This is a genomic window from Thermanaerothrix daxensis (genome assembly GCF_001306145.1).
In the GTDB taxonomy this organism is placed as follows: domain Bacteria; phylum Chloroflexota; class Anaerolineae; order Anaerolineales; family Anaerolineaceae; genus Thermanaerothrix; species Thermanaerothrix daxensis.
The window spans coordinates 216,830-238,703 of sequence record NZ_LGKO01000006.1; the positions used below are offsets into that span (position 1 = coordinate 216,830).

Sequence of the window (21,874 nt, forward strand, 5' to 3'; positions counted from 1 at the left end):
GAGGTTCCCGATGCCTGAATTTACCGTGTTTCCGGCCATTGATCTCCGCCAGGGGCGGGTGGTGCGCTTGCAAGAGGGCGACCCGGCGCGCGAGACGGTGTTCAGCACCGACCCCGCCGAGGTGGCCCGGCGCTTCCTGACCGCCGGGGCGCGCTGGCTGCACGTGATCAACCTGGATGGCGCGCTGGGCGAGACGGCGGCGGCCCAGGCCAACGAAGTGGCCATTGCCCAAATTGCCGCGCTGGCGGCAGAGTACGATGCGCAGATCCAGGTGGGCGGTGGGGTGCGCTCGATGGAAGCCATTGCCCGCTTGCTGGGGATGGGAGTGGGCCGCGTCATTCTGGGCACGCTGGCCATCCAGCAGCCGCAGACGCTGGCGGCGGCCATTGCGCGCTGGGGAGCCGAGCGCATCGCTTACAGCCTTGACCTGCGCCAGGGGGAGGTGCAGATCCATGGCTGGCAGCGCAGCGCGCCGTATGACCCAGCCGAGGTGCTCGCGCGCCTGGCCGATTACGGCCTGCGTTGGGTCATCTTTACCGACGTACAGCGTGATGGTATGCTGACCGGTGCCAACCTGGATACCGCCGCGACGCTGGCACGCGATCCGCGCCTGTGCGTCATCCTTGCTGGGGGAGTAACCCACCTTGAGGAGGTGCGCCAGGCCCGCGCGCGAGGGCTGGCAGGGGTGATTGTCGGGCGCGCGCTTTACACCGGCGAACTCGATCTGGCTACCCTGCTGGCGGAGGCGTCCCATGCTGGCTAAGCGCATCATCCCCTGCCTGGATGTCAAAGGGGGGCGTGTGGTTAAGGGGGTCAATTTCGTCAACCTGCGCGATGCGGGAGACCCGGTGGAACAAGCCGCACTTTACGATGCGCTGGGTGCCGACGAACTGGTCTTCCTGGATATTGAAGCCACCCCCGCCGGGCGCGCCACGGTCGTCAACCTGGTGGCGCAGGTGGCCGAGCAGGTCCGCATGCCCCTAACGGTGGGCGGCGGGGTGCGTTCGCTGGAAGACATGCGCCGCCTGCTGCTGGCCGGGGCGGATAAGATCAGCCTGAATTCGGCGGCGGTGCGCCAGCCCCATCTGCTCAGCGAGGGCGCGGCGCGCTTTGGCAGCCAGTGCATGGTGCTGGCAATTGACGCCCGCCGCGTGCCCGGCAGTACCCCCCCGCGCTGGGAGGTGATGATTGACGGTGGCCGCACCCCCACCGGCCTGGATGCCCTGGAATGGGGGCGGCGTGGTGTGGAACTGGGGGCCGGGGAGATCCTGCTCACCAGCCTGGATCGCGATGGCACGCGCGCCGGTTACGACCTGGAACTGACTGCCGCCTTCGCTGCGGCCTTGCCCGTGCCGATCATTGCCTCGGGCGGGGCGGGGTGCGAGGCGCACTTTGCCGAGGTGCTGACCACCGGCGGGGCGGATGCGGCCCTGGCGGCGACGCTCTTCCACGATGGGCTGGTGCACATCCCGCACCTCAAGGCTTTTCTGGCCGCGCGCGGCATTCCCATCCGTCCCTTCCGGGAGGCCGTATGAACAGCCTGCCCGCTCTGAACTACGACGCGCAGGGGCTGATCCCGGCCGTTGTGCAGGATGCGGCCAACGGCGAGGTGCTGATGCTGGGCTGGATGAACGCCGCGGCGCTGGCCCACACGCTGGAAAGTGGGCAGGTGCACTTCTGGTCGCGCCGGCGCCGCGCTCTCTGGCGTAAGGGGGAGACTTCGGGGCACACCCTGGAAGTGGTGGAGGTGCGCGTGGATTGCGATGCCGACGCCCTGCTCATCCGCGTCCGCCCGGCGGGCCCCACCTGCCACACCGGCAACCGCACTTGCTTTTACCGTCGCCTGGAAGACCTGGCGGCCGATCCCTCCGTTGAGACAGGAGCCTGAACATGAGCATGCTGGAACGGCTGTATGAGATCATTTGCGAGCGCCGCGATGCTCCGCGCCCCGATTCTTACACCAGCCATCTGCTGGCCCGCGGCGAGGACCAGATTTTGAAAAAGGTTGGCGAAGAAGCCATTGAGGTGATTGTGGCGGCCAAGGGCCAGGGCGATCAGCGCCTGGTGGAGGAGGTAGCCGACCTGACCTACCACCTGCTGGTACTGCTGGCCCTGCATGGCCTGCGCCCGGCGGATGTGGAGGCCGAACTGATGCGCCGCCACCTGCAGCGGAGCGGCGGCACGGAAAACCCGGCTTGAAACGTTTTAAAAAAGGGGTGGGAGTAAAATAAGGCACAGGGCACATGCCTGCCTGCGGTGGGGATGCCATCTGCCGATCCTCAATTTTGCTCCCGCTTGAGCCCATCTTATGCCATCTGCGTCGGTCCGCTCTCATCTGGCTCGAACCTTGTTACGTCGTTTGGGTGAAGCAGCCTTAACCCTGCTGGTCATTGCCTACCTCACCATCCTCGGCCTCCTGCTGGCCGAACGCGGGCGCAGTGGCCTGCCCGCGCAACCGCTCCAGACAGCCGGCGAGGCGCTGGTCAGCCTGGCCGATTACCTGCTTCATCACCCCGGTACTTACGTGTGGAAGCACCAGGAGTGGACGGCTGCTGCGCTGGTGCTGACCATCTTTGGGCGCAGTGCCGGCCTGCTCCTTTTCTCGTTGGGGCTGGCGGCCATCCTGGGCTTTGCCCTGGGGGTGGCCATGGCCGAACGGCGCAGCCTGGGGCGCACCCTCTTGCTCGTGCTCTCCATCCTGGGCATCTCCACGCCCAGTTTCTTCCTGGGCATGCTGCTGTGGGTGTTCAACATCGCCCTGGCCCGCCGGTTGGGGACTCCGCCCCTGCCTCCTACCGGCTTTGGTTGGGATGCGCACATGCTCATGCCGGCGCTGGTGCTGGCCATGCGTCCGCTGGCTCAGATCGCTCAAGTCACCTGTGTGGCGCTTGCCGAAGTGGAGGGACAGGATTTCATGCGCGTGGCCCAGGCCAAAGGCCTGCCCCGGCGGCTGATTCGCGCCCGCCATGCGCTGCGCAATATTTGGGTGACCTTCTTCACCACCACGGCCACCTCCCTGCGTTACTCGCTGGCCACTCTGCCGGTTGTGGAATTCTTCTTCCTCTGGCCCGGCGTAGGCCTGACGCTGATCGAAGCCATTCAGGCGGGTGTGATCCCACTGGTGACCGATTTCATCCTGCTACTGGGGCTGCTCTTTCTGGGGGTCAATCTGATCGTTGAGGTGCTCTACCCCTGGTTGGATCCGCGCCTGCGTCAGAACGACCTTCACCAGGAAGAGGAGCGCCCCACCTGGGCACAGCGCTGGGCGCGGATGGTGGCGGCCTGGCGCGATCTGTGGCAGCGGGTGCACACGTGGCGCAAACCGCGCGAACGCATCGGGCTTGCGGCACTGCCTCGACGGACCGTGCCGGTGGTAATGGAGGCGCCTTCGGCGGCTACGCAGGGCGCTCGCCGGCGCTGGTGGGTGCGCCGCATTCTGGGCAACCCCGCGCTGGTGCTCGGCACGGGGCTTGTCCTGGGCTTGGTGGGGCTGATGGTGTTTGGCCCCCGCCTGACCCCGGCCAACCCGTATCAAATTCATGGGGTGATGATGATTGAGGGCAAGATCGGGGCACCTCCCTATCGGCCCTCTTCGGTTTTCCCCTGGGGCACCGACCACATTGGGCGGGATATTCAAGCCCTGGTGCTGTACGGGGCGCGAACTACCCTGACCCTGGCGTTCTGGGGCATGCTGGCGCGCATCTTGCTGGGCACACTGCTCGGCTTGCTGGCCGGGTGGTGGCAGGGCTCGTGGCTGGATCGTTTGATCTCCCGCGCGGTGGGGGTGTGGGCGGCTTTTCCGCTCACGCTCTTTGCCATGATCGTCATCCAGGCCCTGGGCATCCAGCAGGGCGCCTGGGTGTTCATCGTGGCGATCTGCCTGGTGGGTTGGGGAGAGATTGCCCAAATGGTGCGCGGTCAGGTGCTCAGCCTGAAGCCTCAGCCTTTCGTGGAGGCGGCCCGGGTGATTGGCGCCAGCACGCGCCGCATCTTGCTCTACCACATTCTGCCGCAGTTGTTCCCCGCGCTGATCACCATGGCCGTGCTGGAGATGGGGGGTGTGCTCATGCTCCTGGCCGAACTGGGCTTCCTCAATATCTTCCTGGGCGGGGGGTACCAGCTCGCCATTGCCGAAACCGGGCGGATGATGCCGGTGATTGCGCGCTTTTCAGATATCCCCGAGTGGGCCGCCCTGCTTGCCAACATCCGCGATTGGTGGCGCAGTTATCCCTGGATGGCCTGGTACCCGGGGGTGGCCTTTTTCCTCACCATCCTGGCTTTCAACCTGTGGGGCGAGGGACTGCGGCGCTTGCTGGCAGAGGTGCACCTGAACCTGATGCGCCTATTCAATCGGTATGTCCTGGCGGGGCTGCTTGTGATTGGGGTGGTCCTGAATTGGGCCACGGCCGGCACCACGCCGCTCAGCCAGTACAAGCGCGTGGCCGTGCAGTTTGATGCGCAGCGCGCCCTGACGCACATCCGGGCGCTTACCGACCCGGCCATGGGCGGGCGCGAAACCGGTACGCCGGGCGCTGAGTTTGCGGCCCGCTACATTGCCGATCAAATGAAAGCCATTGGCCTCCTGCCGGCAGGTGATAACAACACCTACATCCAGACCCTGGTGAACCCGCGCTACCATCTTACCCAGCCCCCCCGCCTGGAACTTCTGGATGCGCAAGGGCATTCCCTGCTGTCTTTCGTTTACCGTCAGGATTTTGCCGAACGGCTGGTGCCGCATGCCTGTGCGGGGGTGGCTCAGGGGCGCGTTATTGGGGTGACCACCGGGCCGTTACTGGAAGAGTCCCCCACGGATCCCTATGGGCTGAACCGGCGCAACCTGCGTGAGTACATCCTCCTGATGCGCGAGGAGGATTTTGAGCGCCTGCCCCCGCAGATTGCCGCGGGCATCCTGGTCATCAGTGAGGATGCGCATAACTTGCAGCGGCGCTTCCTCTACCCCCAGGCCATGCGCGGCCTGTGTCGCCAGCCCATCATGTGGATCAGTCCCCAGGCGGCTGAGGTCCTGCTGGCCACGGCGGGGAGCACCCTGGCCGATTTTTACGCCTCCGCCGCCGAACTGCGGGCGGGTGAGGTGGCGCTCACCCCACCGGGGGCGGTGGTGCAGATGCAGGTCCTGCCTACCTTGGATTCGGGGGTGGATGAAAACTACTACAATGTGATCGGTTATCTGCCCGGCAGTGGCTCGGAGGTTCAGGTGCCGGGAGGGCTTAACCTGGATCACTACGTGATCATGGTGAGTGCCTACTATGATGGGTTGGGGGTGGGCCCGGATGGCACGCTTTACCCCGGCGCCAATGACAATGCCAGTGGCGTGGCCGCGCTCCTGGAATTGGCGCGCCTCTTGAAAGAAAGCCCCTACCCACCCAAGCGCGCGGTGGTTTTTGTGGCCTGGGCAGGGGGCGAACGCGGTGAGGGCTTGAGCGTGGTCAACGTCATGAATGCAAAAACCGGCTTCAGTTCGCTCACGGTGGAGGCCGTGTTGGAACTCAGTGGGGTGGCTGCAGGCACGGGGAAGCACATGCTCCTGGGGGAGGGAAGCAGTTACCGGCTGGTGCGGCTTTTCCAGCGCGCGGCCAGCCGCCTGGGGGTGGGCCTCACCACCCGTGGGCGCGGTCCGCATGCCGATCTGCCCGTTCAGGCCGGCTTTGGAGGGCGCTCGGCGCTGACCGCCTACATCAGTTGGGATGGCGCCGATCAATGGGCGCATACCCCTCAGGATGATCTGAATTCCATTGACCCGGAGCGTTTGCGCAAGGTGGGTCAGACCACGGCGCTGAGCCTGCTCATGCTCAGCCGTGAAATGAGCGGGTGGTAGAAAAAAGGGCGCCGCGGGGCAACCCGCCGCGCAAGGGAGTGGGGGCTCTAAGAGTGGATGTGTCCGGAGAGCCCCACCCCGGTGCACAGGCGCTCGGCCAGGGCCAGGTACTTCTCGTGAATGCCCTCCCCGGTCTCTTCGTGTTCCAAGCGTTCAAAGCGTTCGACCAGTCGCGCCTGGGTTTCCATGGGCAGAATGTCCTCGGCCAGCGGGAAGAGGATGTGGTTTTCTTTCTCGATGTGCTGGCGCAGTAGCGCGGTGTATTTCAGGGCGTGGCGCACGACCTCGGCGCGAGCGGCAGGGTCACCCTTGGCCCAGCGTTCGGCGGCGGCAACCATGGCGCGAATGGCGCGCCGTCCCTGCTCGTGTTCGGCCAGCATCACCCCGATAGGGCCCCCCTCCACGGCCATGCCGTAGGCGACCATGGCGGGGAACAGCACGTCTTCTTCCTTCTTGTGGTGGCAGCCATCGGCGAAGCCGCGCACGAACTGAGCCGTTTCCAGGAAGAAGGTGGGCGGAAGATCCTGGCCCGCCTGCAATTTTTGGACGGCGCTTTCCAGCGCTGCGATGACGCGTTCGATGACCTCATGTTCTTCTTTAAGGATGTGAGTGGCTTCCATGGGCAATGCTCCGGGTTTCAATTTCCTGAATCATGGCATCGAGATCTAAGGGGTGGACTTGCGGACGCCTCGAGCGTGTTCGGCGCGGTTTCAATTTCCTGAATCATGGCATCGAGATCTAAGGCGTAGTAGCGACTGACATCTTCCAGGGTGCAGAAGCGCACCAGGGAGCACCCCACGCACTCGGTGCGCCACTCCAGGAAGAGCAACACGATCTCCCGCCCGAGGGCCAGGGCTTCGGCAACCAGGGTGTACGGAGTGATGCGGGGGCGTTCCATGGGGGCTCCTCCCTTTATTACTAGTGACCACTGCCGGGCACGAGTGTGGTCGCGAAGATCTCCGGGTTGGGTTCGCCCTCGACGATCAGGTAGCCGGCCAGGCCACGCTGGAGGCGTGAGAGGGCATGATCCACCGGGATGTCACAACCGGGCACCTCGATGTTGAATTCCACCATCTCTGCCGACTTGGCCTCATGGGCGATTTAATTCAGAGGATTCTTTCAGCCCTGATATTAAGTGAAAAAGCCCGCCGGCTCTTTGCGCTGGGGCAAACTCTGGGCGGGTAGTATTCCGGTGGGCGGTGGGTCGCCGGGTGGCCGGTGAGGGGTCAGGGAGCGGGGGGCAGACTGCCCGCGGCCAATTGCGCCAGGGCGTGGGGGTGGAGGATCACCAGGCGTTCGCGCCCGGTCAGGATCAGGCCGCGCTTTTCCCAGCCACTCAGCACGCGGCTGACGGTGTAGAGGGTGGTCCCGGCGATCTCGGCCAGGTCCTGGCGCGAGAAGGTAAGTTCAATCCCCTCGGGAATGCGCCGCCCCAGTTGGCCGGCCAGGCGCACCACCACCCGTGCGATGCGCTGCTCCACCTGCTCGGTGACCATCTCGCGGTAACGTTCCTGCATCTCGCGCAGGTAGTCGGTGGTCATGTGGGTCAGGTCCAGCAGGAGCGCCGGGTTGTTCTGCAGGAGGCGGCGGAAATCGGAACTGGCGATGCCCCAGGCCAGGCTGTCTTGTAAGGCCTGGGCGCTGGCGGGGTAGGTGGCCGTGGGGTTCACCGCGCCGATGGCACCGAATAGCCGGTAGGGGCCGATGGTGCGCAGGGTGACCTGCTGACCCGCGGGGGTGACCTGGATCATTTTCACCCGACCTGCGAGCAGGATGTAAGCGCGCTCGGCCGGGTCATCCTGAAAAAAGAAGAAGCCGTCTTCTTCCACCGCGCGCGGCAGGCCCAGGCGAACCAGCGTGCGCACCTCCTCGGGGGAAGCATGGCGGAGCGCCTCCACCCGCTGAAGCATGGTTTCGATCTCGGTGGGGGTGTAGGTCACACTCCAAATATACCCTAAAATGCCGTTTTGGCCCAGATCAGGTGTGCAGGGCGCGGATGCGCGGCCAAACTCCCCACCCGAATATCAGCACGCCCAGTGCTTCCAGCAGGCGCCCCACGCCGCCACTGCCGGGCCAGGGCAGGAACGCTGCTGCTAGGATCAGCCCCAGGCCCAGGTTGAGCAGCCCCAGCGCCAATGCGACCAGCACCTCGTTGCCACGCGGGGCCGGCCCGGGCAGGCGCGGCAGAATCCAGAAGGCGATCCCCAGCGCAAATTGGGTCATCCAGCCGACCAGCATCCATTCCACGTGCGCTGGCAGAGTGGCCCAGGTCCACGGCAAGATGCCCAGCCCCTTCTGGACCAGGATCAGCGCCCCCGAGGTGATCCCCAGAGCAAGGTTGATCAGCGCCAGGCGCACCGCAATGCGGGAAAGCAGGGGCATGGCTTACCGTCCTTTGACCCGCACCCAGGCCTGAGCGGCGAAAACCACCCCGGCCAACCACTGCAGCCCCGCGGCGGCGGCCAGCGCTACCCCGCGCCAGGGGGCCAGGGCCTCCATCGGTAGGGGCTCAAAAATGGCCCGCAGTCCCAATCCCAAGTTCAGGCTGATGTAAACCAGCCAGTTGAGGCCCTCATAGCCACGCGGACGTTCCAGGCTGAATTTGGGCAGCATCCAGATGGCAATGCCGAAGATCAACTGGGTGAGCCAGCCCACGGTGAGCAGATGGAGATAGACGGGAAAAAGCCCGCCCACAGGTCGGCCCGGGAGGAGCAGGTAAACCCCCAGGGCCAGGCCGGCTCCCAGAAATACGAAGGAGGTTTTAACGAACCAGCGGGTGATGGTGGGCATCAAGCACCTCGCTTGCGCATGAGAGCGACCAGGGTGAAAAATAAGAACAGCAGGATGGCCACGCCGTTGAACAACCCACCCCAACTGCGCAGGGTGGGCTGCAGGGTCAGGTCACCGACCAGGCGCAGGAGGAGGGAGACGTGCAGGAGCCCCAGGTTCAGGTAGGAGAAGGGCGTGAAGCCCGATGAGCGTCCCAACAGGGTGGGCAGGATGATGGGGGCATGGGCGAAGATCATGGTGATCACGAAGCCGACGAAGAGGGCGTGCAGGGGAGCATCGTAGAGCGGCCCGGCGACCTGTGCGCCCAGGATGAGGAGAAGGAGGCCGGCCACGCTTAGCCAGATGAAGCCGCTGAAAAGACTAACGGCCATGTAGCGGGTGAGCGGTTGCGGGTGGCGCAGGTTGCGCGCCGCCAGGTCGTAGCGCAAACCCCACAGACCGAATACGACTGCTCCCAGCCCGAAGAGGCGGGCACCCCTATCCAGATTGATCCAAATGAGGCCTGTGGCGAGGGTCAGAAGCACCACAGCGGCCAGGAACGCGCTTATCTGAGCGGGGGAGGGGCGCAGGACGCGGCTCAGTTCCAGGCGCTCGCCGGCAATGGTCAGGACCAGAAAGGCCATCCAGGCGTAGACCACTTTGAAAATGGGCTGGCCAGCCAGCCAGAGTGCATTTCCCACTGCCAGGGCCAGCGCGCCCAACGCCATGGTGAGGGTGTGTGGGCGCGGCTCTTGTTTGAGCATGACCCCCAGGATGAGCACGGTGACCCAACTGCTGAGGGTGAGGAGGAACATTCCCGGGCGCGGGGCGATGAGCAAGGCCACCCAGCCAGCGCCGGCCATCAGCGGTGCGGCCAGCATCCAGGGGCGGCGCAGGGCGGCGGCGCGCTCCAGGGGGATGAGCGCTCCCAGAAATCCCAGAACCATCAACGGGCCGTGGGCGGTGGTCAGTGCCGGTGGGGTGGGCAATCTCCATCCCAGGCGGTGCCAACCGCCCCAGATGGCCGCCAGCAGTGCCGGGAAAGCCAGCAGCAGGAGAAGGCGGATCGGACGCATCGGTAAACTAATTTTGCGTTGATGAGAGGGAAACCGTCCTTGCGCTGCCGCAAAGAGAGGGACGAACCCGGCTGAGTAGGTGGCGCGGCACCTCCCGGGGGCAAGGGGGATCTTTTTTCGCAAATCCCCCCGGTTTTTTAAGCAAAATGCGATTTGCGAACGCGGTGCAGAGGGAGAGAAAGGAGTGGGTTAAAAATGGCCTTCTAGAAGCACGTAGAACGTTTTTTTGAGATTTTATGGTATAATAAGGGTTGAAAATCTGGGTTGCAACCCCCTCGATCCGTTAGTGGATACTGAAACTTACAAACGCGCCCCAATAGTCACCGTTGTATGCTTGTTGCAACCCCCTCGATCCGTTAGTGGATACTGAAACATTCGGAAGTTGCTGAAGGTGACTTGTATAAACTGATGTTGCAACCCCCTCGATCCGTTAGTGGATACTGAAACAAATAGTCCAAAGTATGGCGTATCGGTTGAAACATAGGTTGCAACCCCCTCGATCCGTTAGTGGATACTGAAACCCAGTCTCAGCGACTGGACTAAATCCGCCTCACTGGGTTGCAACCCCCTCGATCCGTTAGTGGATACTGAAACACTAGGACAACCTTGCTCTTAACCCCGACGCCAAGGTTGCAACCCCCTCGATCCGTTAGTGGATACTGAAACAGGCATAATCGCCGTTAACCAGTACATCCATGATGAGTTGCAACCCCCTCGATCCGTTAGTGGATACTGAAACTCAAGAGCCACTACGACTTCTTCGGTCGTTGATAGTGGTTGCAACCCCCTCGATCCGTTAGTGGATACTGAAACAGGTGGCCGAAGCAGATTGGTACAAACTCATCAACGGTTGCAACCCCCTCGATCCGTTAGTGGATACTGAAACATGAATATGGTCGCCTGCAGGTGTCGTTTGGCGGGGGGTTGCAACCCCCTCGATCCGTTAGTGGATACTGAAACAGTTTGCATCTAAATTGCTGTCCTACCAGGACACGAGTTGCAACCCCCTCGATCCGTTAGTGGATACTGAAACATTAACAGCGTCGCATTTGTCCCGACCGTCATCACGGTTGCAACCCCCTCGATCCGTTAGTGGATACTGAAACCTCCCTGAGATTAGGAGCGTGAGCAATGGCTAAACCTGTTGCAACCCCCTCGATCCGTTAGTGGATACTGAAACCTTAGGTTATTGATGACGTTACGCAGTGTATTGCTGAGTTGCAACCCCCTCGATCCGTTAGTGGATACTGAAACTTCAAGGCGGTGAGGGTGAGACCTTCACGATCCAGCGGTTGCAACCCCCTCGATCCGTTAGTGGATACTGAAACGTATTCATCAACCGACACCAGCCGCCGCTGGTGTGCGTTGCAACCCCCTCGATCCGTTAGTGGATACTGAAACGCGAAACTGGTTACAGTGAGCGGCTGAATGCTAACGTGTTGCAACCCCCTCGATCCGTTAGTGGATACTGAAACCTGCAGGCAGGCAGGGCATATACCGTGACGCTGGCAGTTGCAACCCCCTCGATCCGTTAGTGGATACTGAAACCGCAGAGGGACGGGTGGGGCGGCTCGAACGGCAATGGGTTGCAACCCCCTCGATCCGTTAGTGGATACTGAAACGCGAAGAGGCGTTTTTAGTGACGCGCCTGCATGTCTGTTGCAACCCCCTCGATCCGTTAGTGGATACTGAAACTCAGGTATCGCGCGTACCTGAGGGCTAATACCAATTGTTGCAACCCCCTCGATCCGTTAGTGGATACTGAAACTCCGTATTTGCTCTCGCAGTTTCGGAATGAGGGCTTGGTTGCAACCCCCTCGATCCGTTAGTGGATACTGAAACCATTGCGACAATGCTCAAGCCCGCGTCCAGCACCAGTTGCAACCCCCTCGATCCGTTAGTGGATACTGAAACTTCAGGGCGGTGAAGGTGAGACTTTTAATGTTCAGGTTGCAACCCCCTCGATCCGTTAGTGGATACTGAAACAAGGAAGCCTGCCGCGGGCCGTGACAGCCGGGAGAGGTTGCAACCCCCTCGATCCGTTAGTGGATACTGAAACGTGTTGTTCAGATTATATAGTAAGCAGGGAAAATGGTTGCAACCCCCTCGATCCGTTAGTGGATACTGAAACCCTCGACGGTTCGATGGCTGAACCCGGCGCAAGAGCGTTGCAACCCCCTCGATCCGTTAGTGGATACTGAAACTCGGGACGCCGCGCACGAACACCTGACGCCCTTTCGGTTGCAACCCCCTCGATCCGTTAGTGGATACTGAAACAGTTTGCAGTACAAAGCATCCCCACAGCGCGCCCAAGTTGCAACCCCCTCGATCCGTTAGTGGATACTGAAACATTGTAGGGCTGGGCAAATCCCAGTGCGCCGCCCAAGTTGCAACCCCCTCGATCCGTTAGTGGATACTGAAACACAATTCGCTGGCTAATTCGTCTCAATCCCTGCAATGTTGCAACCCCCTCGATCCGTTAGTGGATACTGAAACAATGGATTGTAGCATTCGAGGGCGAAGGCCCAGGTGGTTGCAACCCCCTCGATCCGTTAGTGGATACTGAAACAGATCTGCGAGCATTTCACGATATTCATCGGCGGAGTTGCAACCCCCTCGATCCGTTAGTGGATACTGAAACTGCAAATTTTCAGCAGGGCGCTTGTTCTCTCTCGTGGTTGCAACCCCCTCGATCCGTTAGTGGATACTGAAACCATCAAGCATCTGAGGCACCAAAAACTGGTTGACGAGTTGCAACCCCCTCGATCCGTTAGTGGATACTGAAACTCCAGGTAATCACGTAGGGCTTCCTTGCCTTGCTCAGTTGCAACCCCCTCGATCCGTTAGTGGATACTGAAACTTTCAGGCAGGCTACTTGGGGCGCATCATAAACAGGGTTGCAACCCCCTCGATCCGTTAGTGGATACTGAAACGGCAGAGGGGCTGAACGTGCAGGTGGAGGTCGGCAAGGTTGCAACCCCCTCGATCCGTTAGTGGATACTGAAACCCTGGCGGGAACTGGGGGAGCGCTGCCACCAGTAGTTGCAACCCCCTCGATCCGTTAGTGGATACTGAAACCGAGATTTGGATCGGAGTACATCATGTAGTCAATAAGTTGCAACCCCCTCGATCCGTTAGTGGATACTGAAACGTGAGCGGCTCGAGCAGTTACGGCAGGTTGATCCTGGTTGCAACCCCCTCGATCCGTTAGTGGATACTGAAACGTCAAAACGGCTGTGTTTTCCCCCACTGTCAACTCCGTTGCAACCCCCTCGATCCGTTAGTGGATACTGAAACTGCGCTGGGGGGATTGGACGCCGCAACCCGTTCCCGGTTGCAACCCCCTCGATCCGTTAGTGGATACTGAAACCTCAACATCAGGTATAGGATCCCAGTAAAACGCCAGGTTGCAACCCCCTCGATCCGTTAGTGGATACTGAAACCTACACTAACTTCAGTACCTTCCCTTAGTACATCAAGTTGCAACCCCCTCGATCCGTTAGTGGATACTGAAACCAAGGGCGAGTTTTGGCATCGCGACACCGGGGAGGAGTTGCAACCCCCTCGATCCGTTAGTGGATACTGAAACCTGTTGGCTTCTCCGGCGAACGTCCAGTTTTCGGCAAGTTGCAACCCCCTCGATCCGTTAGTGGATACTGAAACTTATCCTCAAACTCATGGCCGAGAAGAAGCCGGACAGTTGCAACCCCCTCGATCCGTTAGTGGATACTGAAACTCTGGTTATGACGGCGGGCTTCGCTTTTGCGACAAAGTTGCAACCCCCTCGATCCGTTAGTGGATACTGAAATCACCCCGTGCCCCGCCTGTGCAGAGGCGGGGCAACGTCATTCACTTTGAGGCGTTGGCGCGCCGCATTCGGGTCAGCAACAATTTTGTCGGCGGAATTTTGGAGCCTTTTCCACCCCACCCCGGTCGGTCAGATGAACCGGGGTGCCTCTCTGGCCGAATGACTCACCGCCGCATCCACAGGACTTTGGGGTAGATGACATTCCAGGGCGGGCGGTAGATCACCTCATACTGCTCGCGAAAGTCGTAAGACGGCGGGGTCAGCACAAAGCGCACCCCGGGGTCGCGGCGCACCTGTTCCTCCTCGCATGCCCGCAGGTCCTGCACCGGCATCTGCCACCAGTAGTAGCGGTAGACCGCAATGTCAAAATCCGGCAGGACGCAAATCGTCTCCCCCGGCCGCCAGTGCGCCAGCAGGGCCGCCCGGGTATCCACCACCTCGGTTTTGTGGCTGGCGTAGTACGGCGCCAGCGCAGGCAGAGCACATATCCCAAGCCCCACCACCGCCAGCACGAAGACCAGGCGATTGCCCGGCGCCGGCAGATGCAGCCAGCGCCGTTCGATCCACTCCAGCACTGCCGCCAGCCCCATCCCGGCGAGCAGGGCGAACCAGAAGGTCAAAAAGAGAATTTGCCGGCTGTGCAGGAAGTAGTGACGGTAGGCATTCATGAGCACCACCCCACTTGCGATCCCGGCGACGAGAAGCACCCACACAATGACCCGCCACGCGCGGCGGTACAGCGCCAGCCCGATCCCGAGCAGGCCCAGTGCCAGCCACTGGCCGTAAAAAATCCAACCGGCTCCCTGCAGGGGGTAAAGCGGCCACGCGCCGAGCCCACCCAGCACGAATTGCAGCAGGGTTTGGTAAGCAAAGAGGGGCACGGTGTAGCCCGGCACGGCGCCGAAACACCATACGATCAGAGCGAAGATGGTCAATAACCCGATGCTGCTTGCCAGCAACCCCCGCCAGCGCTGCTGGTCGTTACGCCACTGCGGATTCAGCAGTGCCGCCGCATAGACGAAAGCCAACCCCAGGATGACATACACGTGAAACAGACTGCCCACCGCGCCCACCAGGATCATGCTCAGCCAGTCGCGGCGGCGCCCCCGGCGCAGGGCGTTCAAACCGGCCGCGACCAGTGCCAGGTGAAAAAAGACCATCCCGCTGTAAAAGCGCAGTTCCTGGGCATATTGCACCAGGGTGGGTGAAAGCGCCAGCAGCCAGACCGTTAGCGTGGCCACACGGCGGTTGACGAGGTGGCCTGCCACGCGGTAGGCCAGGTAGAGGCTGGCCGTGCTCCACAGGGCATCCGGCAGGCGCAGCCATTCCCCGTTTAGGCCCAGGTGGAAGGCTACCCAGGTCTGAAGGTAGTGCAGGGGCATGGCCATGATGTGTCCCCTGGCCACGCTCAGCGCCCCCTCCAGGGTGGGCTGACGTGCGGCCAGCCACACCCCGATTTCATCCACCCAAAAGGTCTGACTGGTCAGATGGTAGAGGCGCAGCCCCAGCCCGACCACCAGGGCGGCGATCCACCCCAGGGGAGAGGAGTCTGTGGGGGTATCGGCCCGGGCTTCCCCGTGCATAGGCAATGCCAGTAAGTAAGATTAACGCCACCCGATGCGCAGGACTACCAGCAGGGTGAACACCAGAGCCACTCCCAGCCCGATCCACACCGCCTGCGTGCCCCGGCGCTGGTTGCTCAGGTGGTAGCCATCGGCCTGGTAGGCGGCCTCCCAAAGCGGCCCGGCCGACCAGGCAAACGCCAGCCCGCCGATCAGCCCGCCCAGATGCCCCCAGTTATCTATTTGCGGCGAGAGCCCCAGGATCAGGTTGATCAGGATAATGCTACTAATGTTGAACAGCATACTCCGCGCATTCTGAAACAAATGGCGGTTCTGGTAGATGAAGACCGCTTCGGCGGCAATCAGGCCGAAGATGGCGGTGGACGAGCCGACCGAAGGTTCGGGGGACATCAGAAAAGAGATCACATTGCCCGCGTAGCCGCTGAGCAGGTACAGCGCCAGGTAGCGCCCGTGCCCGTAGTAGCGTTCCAGGCCGGTGCCGATGACGTACAGGGCATACATGTTGAATGCCAGGTGCAGGATGGAGCCGTGCAGCCACATGGGGGTGAGCAGGCGCCAGTACTGCCCCTGCAGGATGGCACTGTTGACCTTGGCCCCCAGCGCGATCAGCAGATCACCGCCGAGCAGGCCCTGGCTGAGCCACTGGCCCAGGTACACCAGGATGCAGGTGACCATCATAAAATAGGTAACATAGGGGCGGCGCGCCGGCAGGTGCCAGTGGATGCGCACTGCGCCGGGCATGCCTTGTGAAGATTCGGGAGGGGTGGCGTTCATAGGGTGATCCGTCGGGGATGGACGCGCAGGTGCTCCACCTGGATGATCGCGACGATTTGGTCCACCGCCTGCTCCAGATGGTCCTGTCGGTTGATTACCACATAATCAAACATATCCAGGTAGGTCAATTCACGCCGCACCGCCTCGATGCGTCGTTGGAGTGTCTCGGGGGTCTCGCTGTGGCGGTTGATCAGGCGCTGATACCATTCTTGCACATTCGCCGGGGCGAGGAAGATGAGCACTGCCTCCGGGCAGAGCGCGCGCAGGCGGGCGGCCCCCTGCACATCCACGCGCAAGATGACGTCTTTGCCGCTGGCCAGCGCCTGGCGGATTTGGGCCTTGGGCACCCCCTTGTAGTCGCCATACACCACGGCATATTCCAACATCTCGTCGGCGGCGATCATGCGCTCAAATTCCTCGCGCGAGACGAAGATGTAGTCCACGCCGTCCACCTCGCCCGGGCGTGGAGGGCGGTCCGTGGCGGTGACCACGAAGTGCAGGGGCAGGTTGCGCTTTTTGAGGGCCTGTAAGACCGTGTCTTTGCCCACCCCGGAAGGTCCTGAGAGCACGATCAGCAGGGGTTGGGGGCGGGTGAGTTCAAAGAACAGCGGTTCGTCCAGCGGCGCAACCATGGGTGACGACCTCTCCGGGGGTGGGTGGCGTTTACGCTTTTCTGATACATCTCTGATTATAATTGATTTGATTCCGATCTGCTTGTAAAGGAGAACAACCCGTGCCCACTTACGAATACCGCTGTCTGGACTGCCGTAAACGGTTTGAGGTGTTTATGACCTATGCCGAGTACGGAACGCGCCCGGTGGCCTGCCCCCATTGCGGGAGCGGCAACGTCCAGCGGCGCATTGGACGGGTTCGAGTGGCGCGTTCAGAAGAGAGCCGGCTGGAAGACCTGGCCGACCCGGATAAACTGGCCGGGCTGGAGGATGACCCCAAGGCCCTGGGGCGGATGATGCGCCAGATGAGCAAGGAAGTCGGGGAAGACCTGGGGGATGTCTTCGACGAGGTGGTCAGCCGCCTGGAAGCCGGTCAGAGCCCTGAAGATATTGAGCGCGAGATTCCCGAACTGGGCAGTGAGGAGGGCGGCGACCTGGGCGGTGAGGATGAATTCTAGCCGCCCGGCTCAGGGGCCGTTTCCTCCACCAGGCGCTGCAAGTCTGCGTAGGACGTGACCCAGGCGATGCGGCGCAGGAAGGCGGCCAGGTTGGGGGAGCGGGCGCGCAGGGTGCGCACTGCCTCGCCCACCGGATCACGTCCCTGGGGGCCGACCGGCGTATCGGCGTAGGCGCCGTAGAACGCAAAATAGGCCTGGTTGAGGCGGCGGATGTGATAGCCGTGCTCCCAAAAGAAGCGCCGGCGCGCTTCCATGTAGGCTTCGGCTTCCTCGACCTTGCCCGCCGCCAGCAGGGCATCCACGGTGACCCGCGTGGTGTGCATCTCGGCGCGGAAGTCGAAGGTGCGGGCCGGAGGCGAACTGCCCGGTGCGGGCGGGTGGGCTTCGTTTTCCTGCTCCGGCGGCAGGAACTCCGGGTAGTAGCGCGCCAGTACGGCCCGGGCAATTTCCTTGCCGGCCAGGTTGGCAGTGGTCTCGTTGATGGTGCGCATTTGGGGCGAAGCGAAGTAGAGCATTCCCAAGGGGCGCAGGGTGAGGTAGTTGTGGATCCACTCGTGGGCCACCGTCTCCACCAGCCAGGCCAGGTCATCTGAGCGCATGACCATGCTGGGGTAAACGCCGATCCCGCCCACCGGCACTACCAGCGCCGAGACGTTCAGCCCGCGCTCCACGTTCTGCTCCAGGTGGGTGATGGTTTCAAGGGGCAGGTCGGGCTGAAGCGAGATATCGGCCTCCTGGCGGATCACGGTGCGCGGAGAGACAATGAGCGCCATGGGCAGCGGCGTGACGTGGTACAGCACCGGCGGCAGTGGCTGCCCGCCCAGGCTCAGCCCCATGTCTCCGATCACCGTGCTGATCTGGTGTTCCAGCACGGCTTCGGCCGCCAGGCGTTGGCGCTGCCACTCTGCCAGCAGGCGCGCGCGCCGTGCCACCAGCGGAGCGGTCAGCACTTCGGGGTTCTTGACTTCGGGGTGGGCGTAGAAATCGGCAATATCCGCTTCGACCCGGTCAAGTTGCCGCACCAGGTCCAGGTAATCGAGCACCACCTGGCGCTGCTGAGCGGGGGCGAGGTAGCGCGGCAGATCGAGGACGGCCTGGCGCTCCTTATTGAACAGCGCGCCCAGCGTCCAGGAAACATAGTCGAATTCCCAGGGGCGGGTGTACTGCCGCACCCGCGAGGCCGTATCTTCGATGGCCAGATCGCCGGCACGCAGGCTCAGAATCAGCAACAGCCACACGGCGGCCCGCAGGGCATGGCGGCCCACCTGCGCCAAGGTTCTCAGCAAAGGCGATACCACGGCACGAAATTCCCTCTCACCGCCTCGATTATACGCGATGCGGTTAAAGTCCGGCTTAAACCCGGCCTGCGCCGCCGGCCCTTACCCTTGCGTGCGCGGGGTGAGGCGTGTACGGGCGCGCTCGTTCTTCACGGCCGGCGTGCTATAATCCCCTCCAAGGAGAGATGGTGATGCGTACCTTGTTTCTGGCTTTCACTTTGCTGGTGCTTTTGAGCGCATGTGTGGCGGCTCCCCCCACCCCTACCCCTCCGCCCCTGCGCCCGACCTCGATTCAGCCGCAACCCCCGGCTCAGGTTTCCCCCACCCCACTGCCCCCACAGCCGACCACCACCGCACTCCCGAGCCCAACGGTTTCCCCCTCTGCCGCACCGGCCGCGTCGGCCCCCGACCCGGCACGCCTGATCTGGCGGCCTTTTGCCAGCGGGCTGGAGCGGCCGGTGGACCTCGCGGATCTGGGCAACGGACGCTTGCTGGTGCTGGAACAGGCGGGTCGGGTGCGCCTGGTCATCAACGGGCAGGTGCAGCCCGCTCCGTTCCTGGATCTGCGTGATCGAGTGGGCAGTCAGGGTTCCGAGCAGGGGCTGCTGGGCATTGCCCTGGATCCCGAGTTTGATCAGAACGGCCTCTTTTACCTCAACTACACTGATCGTCAGGGCAATACCGTGGTGGCACGCTACATGCTCACCCCAGATGGGCAGTTTGGCGATCCCGGCTCGGAGGAACGCCTGCTCTACGTGGAGCAGCCCTACGCCAACCACAACGGCGGGGGGCTGGTGTTTGGCCCGGATGGTTATCTCTACATTGGCCTGGGGGATGGGGGCTCGGCAGGCGATCCCCAGGGGCGCGCTCAAGACCCCAACACGCTGTTGGGAAAAATGCTGCGTCTGGATGTGCACGGCGCCCGGCCTTATGCCATCCCTGCCGATAACCCGTTTGCCGATGGGCAGGGTGGACGGCAGGAAATTTGGGCGCTGGGCCTGCGCAATCCCTGGCGCTACGCCTTTGATCCCGTCACCGGCGATCTGTACATTGCCGATGTGGGGCAAAACCGTTGGGAAGAAGTGGATTACCTGCCTGCCGGGTCGCCGGGCGGGGCCAACTTTGGCTGGAATTACCGCGAAGGCGCACACCCCTACAAGGGCACTCCGCCCACCGACCTGGTGCTGATTGACCCGGTTTGGGAGTACGGGCATAATCAGGGCGGGTGCTCGATTACGGGCGGATTTGTGTATCGCGGGCAGGCGCTCCCGGAATTGCAGGGGGTCTATCTTTTCGGTGATTATTGCAGTGGGGTGGTGTGGGGGCTGTGGCGCACGCCTGCGGGCACCTGGCAGGCCCTCGAACTGGCACGCACAAGCGCAAATATTAGTGCCTTTGGGCAAGATCGCCAGGGTGAACTTTACCTGCTGGACCACCGCAGTGGCACGCTTTACCGCCTGGAACGGCCTTAAACGGGAGAAGCGCCGATGATCCTCTACGTGGGTTTAGAAAACGGCATAGAAGGGCGTTCGCTGGCCTGGGCGCTGGAGCATCCGGGGTGCTTTGCCTACGGGTGCGATGCCACTGAGGCGCTGGTGGCCATTGTGCCGGTTTTTGTGGCCTATGCGGCCTGGGTCAACCGCCGCGGGCAACCCGGCTGGCTCCCCGAACGGGGGGATGTGGACGTGCGCCTGGTGGAAGTCTGGGAAGTTTACCACCTGGATGAGCAGTACGAGCGGGTGGCCGATGGAGGGTATGAAGTCAACGCCTGGTTCCAGCACGATTGGAAGCCCCTGACGCGCCTGGAGGTGCGCCGGGGGCTGCAACTGCTGGCCTGGAGCCGCGCCGACCTGCTTGAGTGCATTCAGGGGCTGGATGCGGTTGCGTTGGAGCGCACCTACCCCGGTGAACGCTGGAGCATTCGCGGCATTTTGGAGCACGTAGCCGGGACCGAATGGTGGTACCTGGATCGGCTTGAACTGGCCGGGATGCCGCGGGCGGCCCTACCGGAGGACCCTTTGGCGCGTCTGGCAGTGGTGCGCCAGCGCTTGGAAGCGGTGCTGCCCCAACTCGAAGGAGTGGAGCGGGTGGTGGGCAAACGCGGCGAATGGTGGAGCCCGCGCAAACTCCTGCGCCGCGCCCTCTGGCACGAGCGCGACCACTGCGCCCACATCCGCCGCCTGATTGCCACCTGAGCCGGGGCGAAAAACCTGGCGCTGCTTGGGTTTCAGGGGATTGCACCGGCACGGCTCCAGGCTCCCGGCGCCGGGGACCAACCCCGGGGGCCGGTGGAAAGTGCGTGGGGCATCGGTGGATTTAATGCGCCTTCAGGGGGCTCTCAGGGCCGATCACTCCCGTGAAAATGGGGCCCATCTTTGTATCATGAGCGTCCCTGTTTCGGCCTGTTGATCGGGAATTTCAATCCGGCTTCCTGACGCTGGGGCCAACTCACCCGTTTGAGATGGCGGAGCGCATCTGCGGGCTGATCAAGGAGGACGCGCGAATCAAGGCCGCCTTTCTAAAAATCGTGCCAGCGGTCTAGCCAAAAGCAGGCTGTTGCGTTCAGGGGAGGGGCATGCAGAAAGAGGCGTTTATCTGCCTCTTGCAAATCTCTAATGTTTTTCATATGTTAGGGGGCTAATTATAAAAATGCATCGGGGCGCATATGGATAGCCCCATGGTCATTCAATCCCAAGGGAAAGGAGGGATGAGCCTATGATCGAGCCCTTCGTGCCCTGGCGTGAAATTCGGCGCATGGAACGCGAAATGGAGCGCATGGAGCGCGAAATGGATCGCCTCTTCGAATCGTTCTTCCCGCGCCGTCGTCGCTTCATGGAGGTGGAATTCCCGCCCATGAACGTGTGGACAAATGAAGAGGGCGCTGTGGTCACGGTTGAAGTGCCGGGTGTGAATCCGGAGCAACTGGAAATCGCCGTGGTTGGGGATACTTTGACTCTGCGCGGGAAGCGCCTTGCCGATGATCTGCCCGAAGGGGCACGCTACCAGCGTCGTGAGCGCTTCCAGGGTGAATTTGCCCGCTCTCTGCAATTGCCCTTTACCATTGATGCTGAGCGCGTCGAAGCCCAGTACGAAAACGGCATTCTGACCATTACGCTGCCGCGTGCCGAGGCCGATAAGCCCAAGCGCATCACCGTGCAGGCGGCCTGAGGCACGCCCGGATCTCAGCCAGAAAGGAGGGAAGAGCCATGGCCGAGGAAACCCGTGCCCTACAAGTGCGTGAAGAGACCCGGCCGGCCCATGTCGAACGAGCGCGTCGAGTTTTTGCGCCGGCTGTGGATATTGTGGAAACCCATGAGGATATCTGGGTGCTCGCCGATATGCCCGGTGTCAATCAGGACAACGTGGAGGTAACGCTGGAGAAGAATGTTCTCACCATCCGCGGCCGCGTCCAGGGCCCCACGCTGGAAGGTTACACCCTGGATTACGCGGAATATGAGGGTGGGGATTATGAGCGCACCTTTACGCTGACCGAGGACATTGACCGGGAGAAAATCGAAGCCACGATGAAGCAGGGTGTCTTGCATTTGCGCTTGCCTAAAGCCGGTCCGGCGCGCGTGCGTCGCATTCCGGTGAAGGCGGTGTAAACACCCCAAGATGAGAA

The 21,874-nt window shown here is 62.3% G+C and carries 21 protein-coding genes and 1 CRISPR repeat array; of the genes, 10 read left to right on the top strand and 11 right to left on the bottom strand.

Annotation, left to right across the window (positions count from 1 at the left end; translation table 11 throughout):
- Nucleotides 1-10: 10 nt before the first annotated feature.
- The 5 genes from hisA (at nucleotide 11) to SE15_RS13635 (ending at nucleotide 5,836) form a co-directional block, all read left to right on the top strand.
- Nucleotides 11-763, top strand: coding sequence for a 1-(5-phosphoribosyl)-5-[(5-phosphoribosylamino)methylideneamino]imidazole-4-carboxamide isomerase (hisA, locus tag SE15_RS13615; protein ID WP_054522672.1), 753 nt, complete (start codon nucleotides 11-13; stop codon nucleotides 761-763).
- The gene (hisF, locus tag SE15_RS13620; RefSeq protein WP_054522673.1) at nucleotides 753-1,535 is read left to right on the top strand and encodes an imidazole glycerol phosphate synthase subunit HisF; all 783 of its coding nucleotides are present in this window, start codon (nucleotides 753-755) and stop codon (nucleotides 1,533-1,535) included. The genes hisA and hisF overlap by 11 nt, the downstream gene beginning before the upstream one ends.
- Nucleotides 1,532-1,888, top strand: a complete 357-nt coding sequence (gene hisI / locus SE15_RS13625) for a phosphoribosyl-AMP cyclohydrolase (protein ID WP_054522674.1) — start codon at nucleotides 1,532-1,534, stop codon at nucleotides 1,886-1,888. The genes hisF and hisI overlap by 4 nt, the downstream gene beginning before the upstream one ends.
- Before the next feature lie 2 nt (nucleotides 1,889-1,890).
- Nucleotides 1,891-2,199 (top strand): phosphoribosyl-ATP diphosphatase, encoded by a 309-nt coding sequence (locus SE15_RS13630; protein WP_054522675.1) that lies wholly within the window; start codon nucleotides 1,891-1,893, stop codon nucleotides 2,197-2,199.
- A gap of 109 nt (nucleotides 2,200-2,308) precedes the next feature.
- On the top strand, nucleotides 2,309-5,836 hold the full coding sequence (locus tag SE15_RS13635; protein ID WP_054522676.1) for an ABC transporter permease subunit: 3,528 nt from the start codon (nucleotides 2,309-2,311) through the stop codon (nucleotides 5,834-5,836).
- Nucleotides 5,837-5,883: 47 nt separating this feature from the next.
- Here SE15_RS13635 and SE15_RS13640 read toward each other — a convergent pair whose 3' ends face one another.
- The 10 genes from SE15_RS13640 to SE15_RS13680 all read right to left on the bottom strand — a co-directional run bounded on the left by SE15_RS13640 (nucleotide 5,884) and on the right by SE15_RS13680 (nucleotide 16,478).
- Nucleotides 5,884-6,456, bottom strand: coding sequence for a hemerythrin domain-containing protein (locus SE15_RS13640; protein ID WP_054522677.1), 573 nt, complete (start codon nucleotides 6,454-6,456; stop codon nucleotides 5,884-5,886).
- 17 nt (nucleotides 6,457-6,473) lie between these two features.
- A complete protein-coding gene (locus SE15_RS13645; RefSeq protein WP_054522678.1) occupies nucleotides 6,474-6,734 on the bottom strand; it encodes a hypothetical protein in 261 nt (86 codons plus the stop codon).
- A 20-nt stretch (nucleotides 6,735-6,754) separates the two neighbouring features.
- Nucleotides 6,755-6,910: a cupredoxin domain-containing protein gene (locus tag SE15_RS14530; RefSeq protein ID WP_160316717.1), complete on the bottom strand. Its 156-nt coding sequence runs from the start codon at nucleotides 6,908-6,910 to the stop codon at nucleotides 6,755-6,757.
- A 152-nt stretch (nucleotides 6,911-7,062) separates the two neighbouring features.
- On the bottom strand, nucleotides 7,063-7,776 hold the full coding sequence (locus SE15_RS13650) for a Crp/Fnr family transcriptional regulator (RefSeq protein ID WP_054522679.1): 714 nt from the start codon (nucleotides 7,774-7,776) through the stop codon (nucleotides 7,063-7,065).
- A 37-nt stretch (nucleotides 7,777-7,813) separates the two neighbouring features.
- Complete coding sequence (locus SE15_RS13655) at nucleotides 7,814-8,218, bottom strand: hypothetical protein (RefSeq protein ID WP_054522680.1); 405 nt, start codon at nucleotides 8,216-8,218, stop codon at nucleotides 7,814-7,816.
- Nucleotides 8,219-8,221: 3 nt separating this feature from the next.
- Complete coding sequence (locus SE15_RS13660; RefSeq protein WP_054522681.1) at nucleotides 8,222-8,626, bottom strand: hypothetical protein; 405 nt, start codon at nucleotides 8,624-8,626, stop codon at nucleotides 8,222-8,224.
- Nucleotides 8,626-9,681 (bottom strand): hypothetical protein, encoded by a 1,056-nt coding sequence (locus tag SE15_RS13665; protein ID WP_054522682.1) that lies wholly within the window; start codon nucleotides 9,679-9,681, stop codon nucleotides 8,626-8,628. The genes SE15_RS13660 and SE15_RS13665 overlap by 1 nt, the downstream gene beginning before the upstream one ends.
- Nucleotides 9,682-9,944: 263 nt before the next feature.
- A CRISPR array of direct repeats spans nucleotides 9,945-13,490; the repeat unit is 37 nt; unit sequence GTTGCAACCCCCTCGATCCGTTAGTGGATACTGAAAC.
- A gap of 163 nt (nucleotides 13,491-13,653) precedes the next feature.
- On the bottom strand, nucleotides 13,654-15,072 hold the full coding sequence (locus SE15_RS13670; RefSeq protein WP_054522683.1) for a glycosyltransferase family 39 protein: 1,419 nt from the start codon (nucleotides 15,070-15,072) through the stop codon (nucleotides 13,654-13,656).
- Nucleotides 15,073-15,093: 21 nt separating this feature from the next.
- Nucleotides 15,094-15,846, bottom strand: coding sequence for a rhomboid family intramembrane serine protease (locus SE15_RS13675; RefSeq protein ID WP_054522684.1), 753 nt, complete (start codon nucleotides 15,844-15,846; stop codon nucleotides 15,094-15,096).
- Complete coding sequence (locus SE15_RS13680; RefSeq protein WP_054522685.1) at nucleotides 15,843-16,478, bottom strand: guanylate kinase; 636 nt, start codon at nucleotides 16,476-16,478, stop codon at nucleotides 15,843-15,845. Before SE15_RS13680 ends, SE15_RS13675 begins: the two co-directional genes overlap by 4 nt.
- 101 nt (nucleotides 16,479-16,579) lie before the next feature.
- On the opposite strand from SE15_RS13680, the gene SE15_RS13685 reads away from it, so the two are divergent.
- Complete coding sequence (locus SE15_RS13685; RefSeq protein ID WP_054522686.1) at nucleotides 16,580-16,975, top strand: FmdB family zinc ribbon protein; 396 nt, start codon at nucleotides 16,580-16,582, stop codon at nucleotides 16,973-16,975.
- Here the strand turns inward: SE15_RS13685 and SE15_RS13690 are convergent.
- Nucleotides 16,972-18,261 (bottom strand): hypothetical protein, encoded by a 1,290-nt coding sequence (locus SE15_RS13690; protein WP_152965644.1) that lies wholly within the window; start codon nucleotides 18,259-18,261, stop codon nucleotides 16,972-16,974. The two genes, SE15_RS13685 and SE15_RS13690, sit on opposite strands and share 4 nt — an antisense overlap.
- 182 nt (nucleotides 18,262-18,443) lie before the next feature.
- On the opposite strand from SE15_RS13690, the gene SE15_RS13695 reads away from it, so the two are divergent.
- The 4 genes from SE15_RS13695 to SE15_RS13710 all read left to right on the top strand — a co-directional run bounded on the left by SE15_RS13695 (nucleotide 18,444) and on the right by SE15_RS13710 (nucleotide 21,857).
- Nucleotides 18,444-19,724, top strand: coding sequence for a PQQ-dependent sugar dehydrogenase (locus SE15_RS13695; protein ID WP_083461963.1), 1,281 nt, complete (start codon nucleotides 18,444-18,446; stop codon nucleotides 19,722-19,724).
- Nucleotides 19,725-19,739: 15 nt separating this feature from the next.
- Nucleotides 19,740-20,447 carry a DinB family protein gene (locus tag SE15_RS13700; RefSeq protein WP_054522688.1) on the top strand — a complete coding sequence of 236 codons (708 nt, stop codon included), beginning with the start codon at nucleotides 19,740-19,742 and terminating at the stop codon, nucleotides 20,445-20,447.
- Nucleotides 20,448-20,967: 520 nt separating this feature from the next.
- On the top strand, nucleotides 20,968-21,420 hold the full coding sequence (locus tag SE15_RS13705) for an Hsp20/alpha crystallin family protein (RefSeq protein ID WP_236690045.1): 453 nt from the start codon (nucleotides 20,968-20,970) through the stop codon (nucleotides 21,418-21,420).
- A gap of 38 nt (nucleotides 21,421-21,458) precedes the next feature.
- A complete protein-coding gene (locus SE15_RS13710; protein ID WP_054522689.1) occupies nucleotides 21,459-21,857 on the top strand; it encodes an Hsp20/alpha crystallin family protein in 399 nt (132 codons plus the stop codon).
- Nucleotides 21,858-21,874 lie beyond the last annotated feature (17 nt).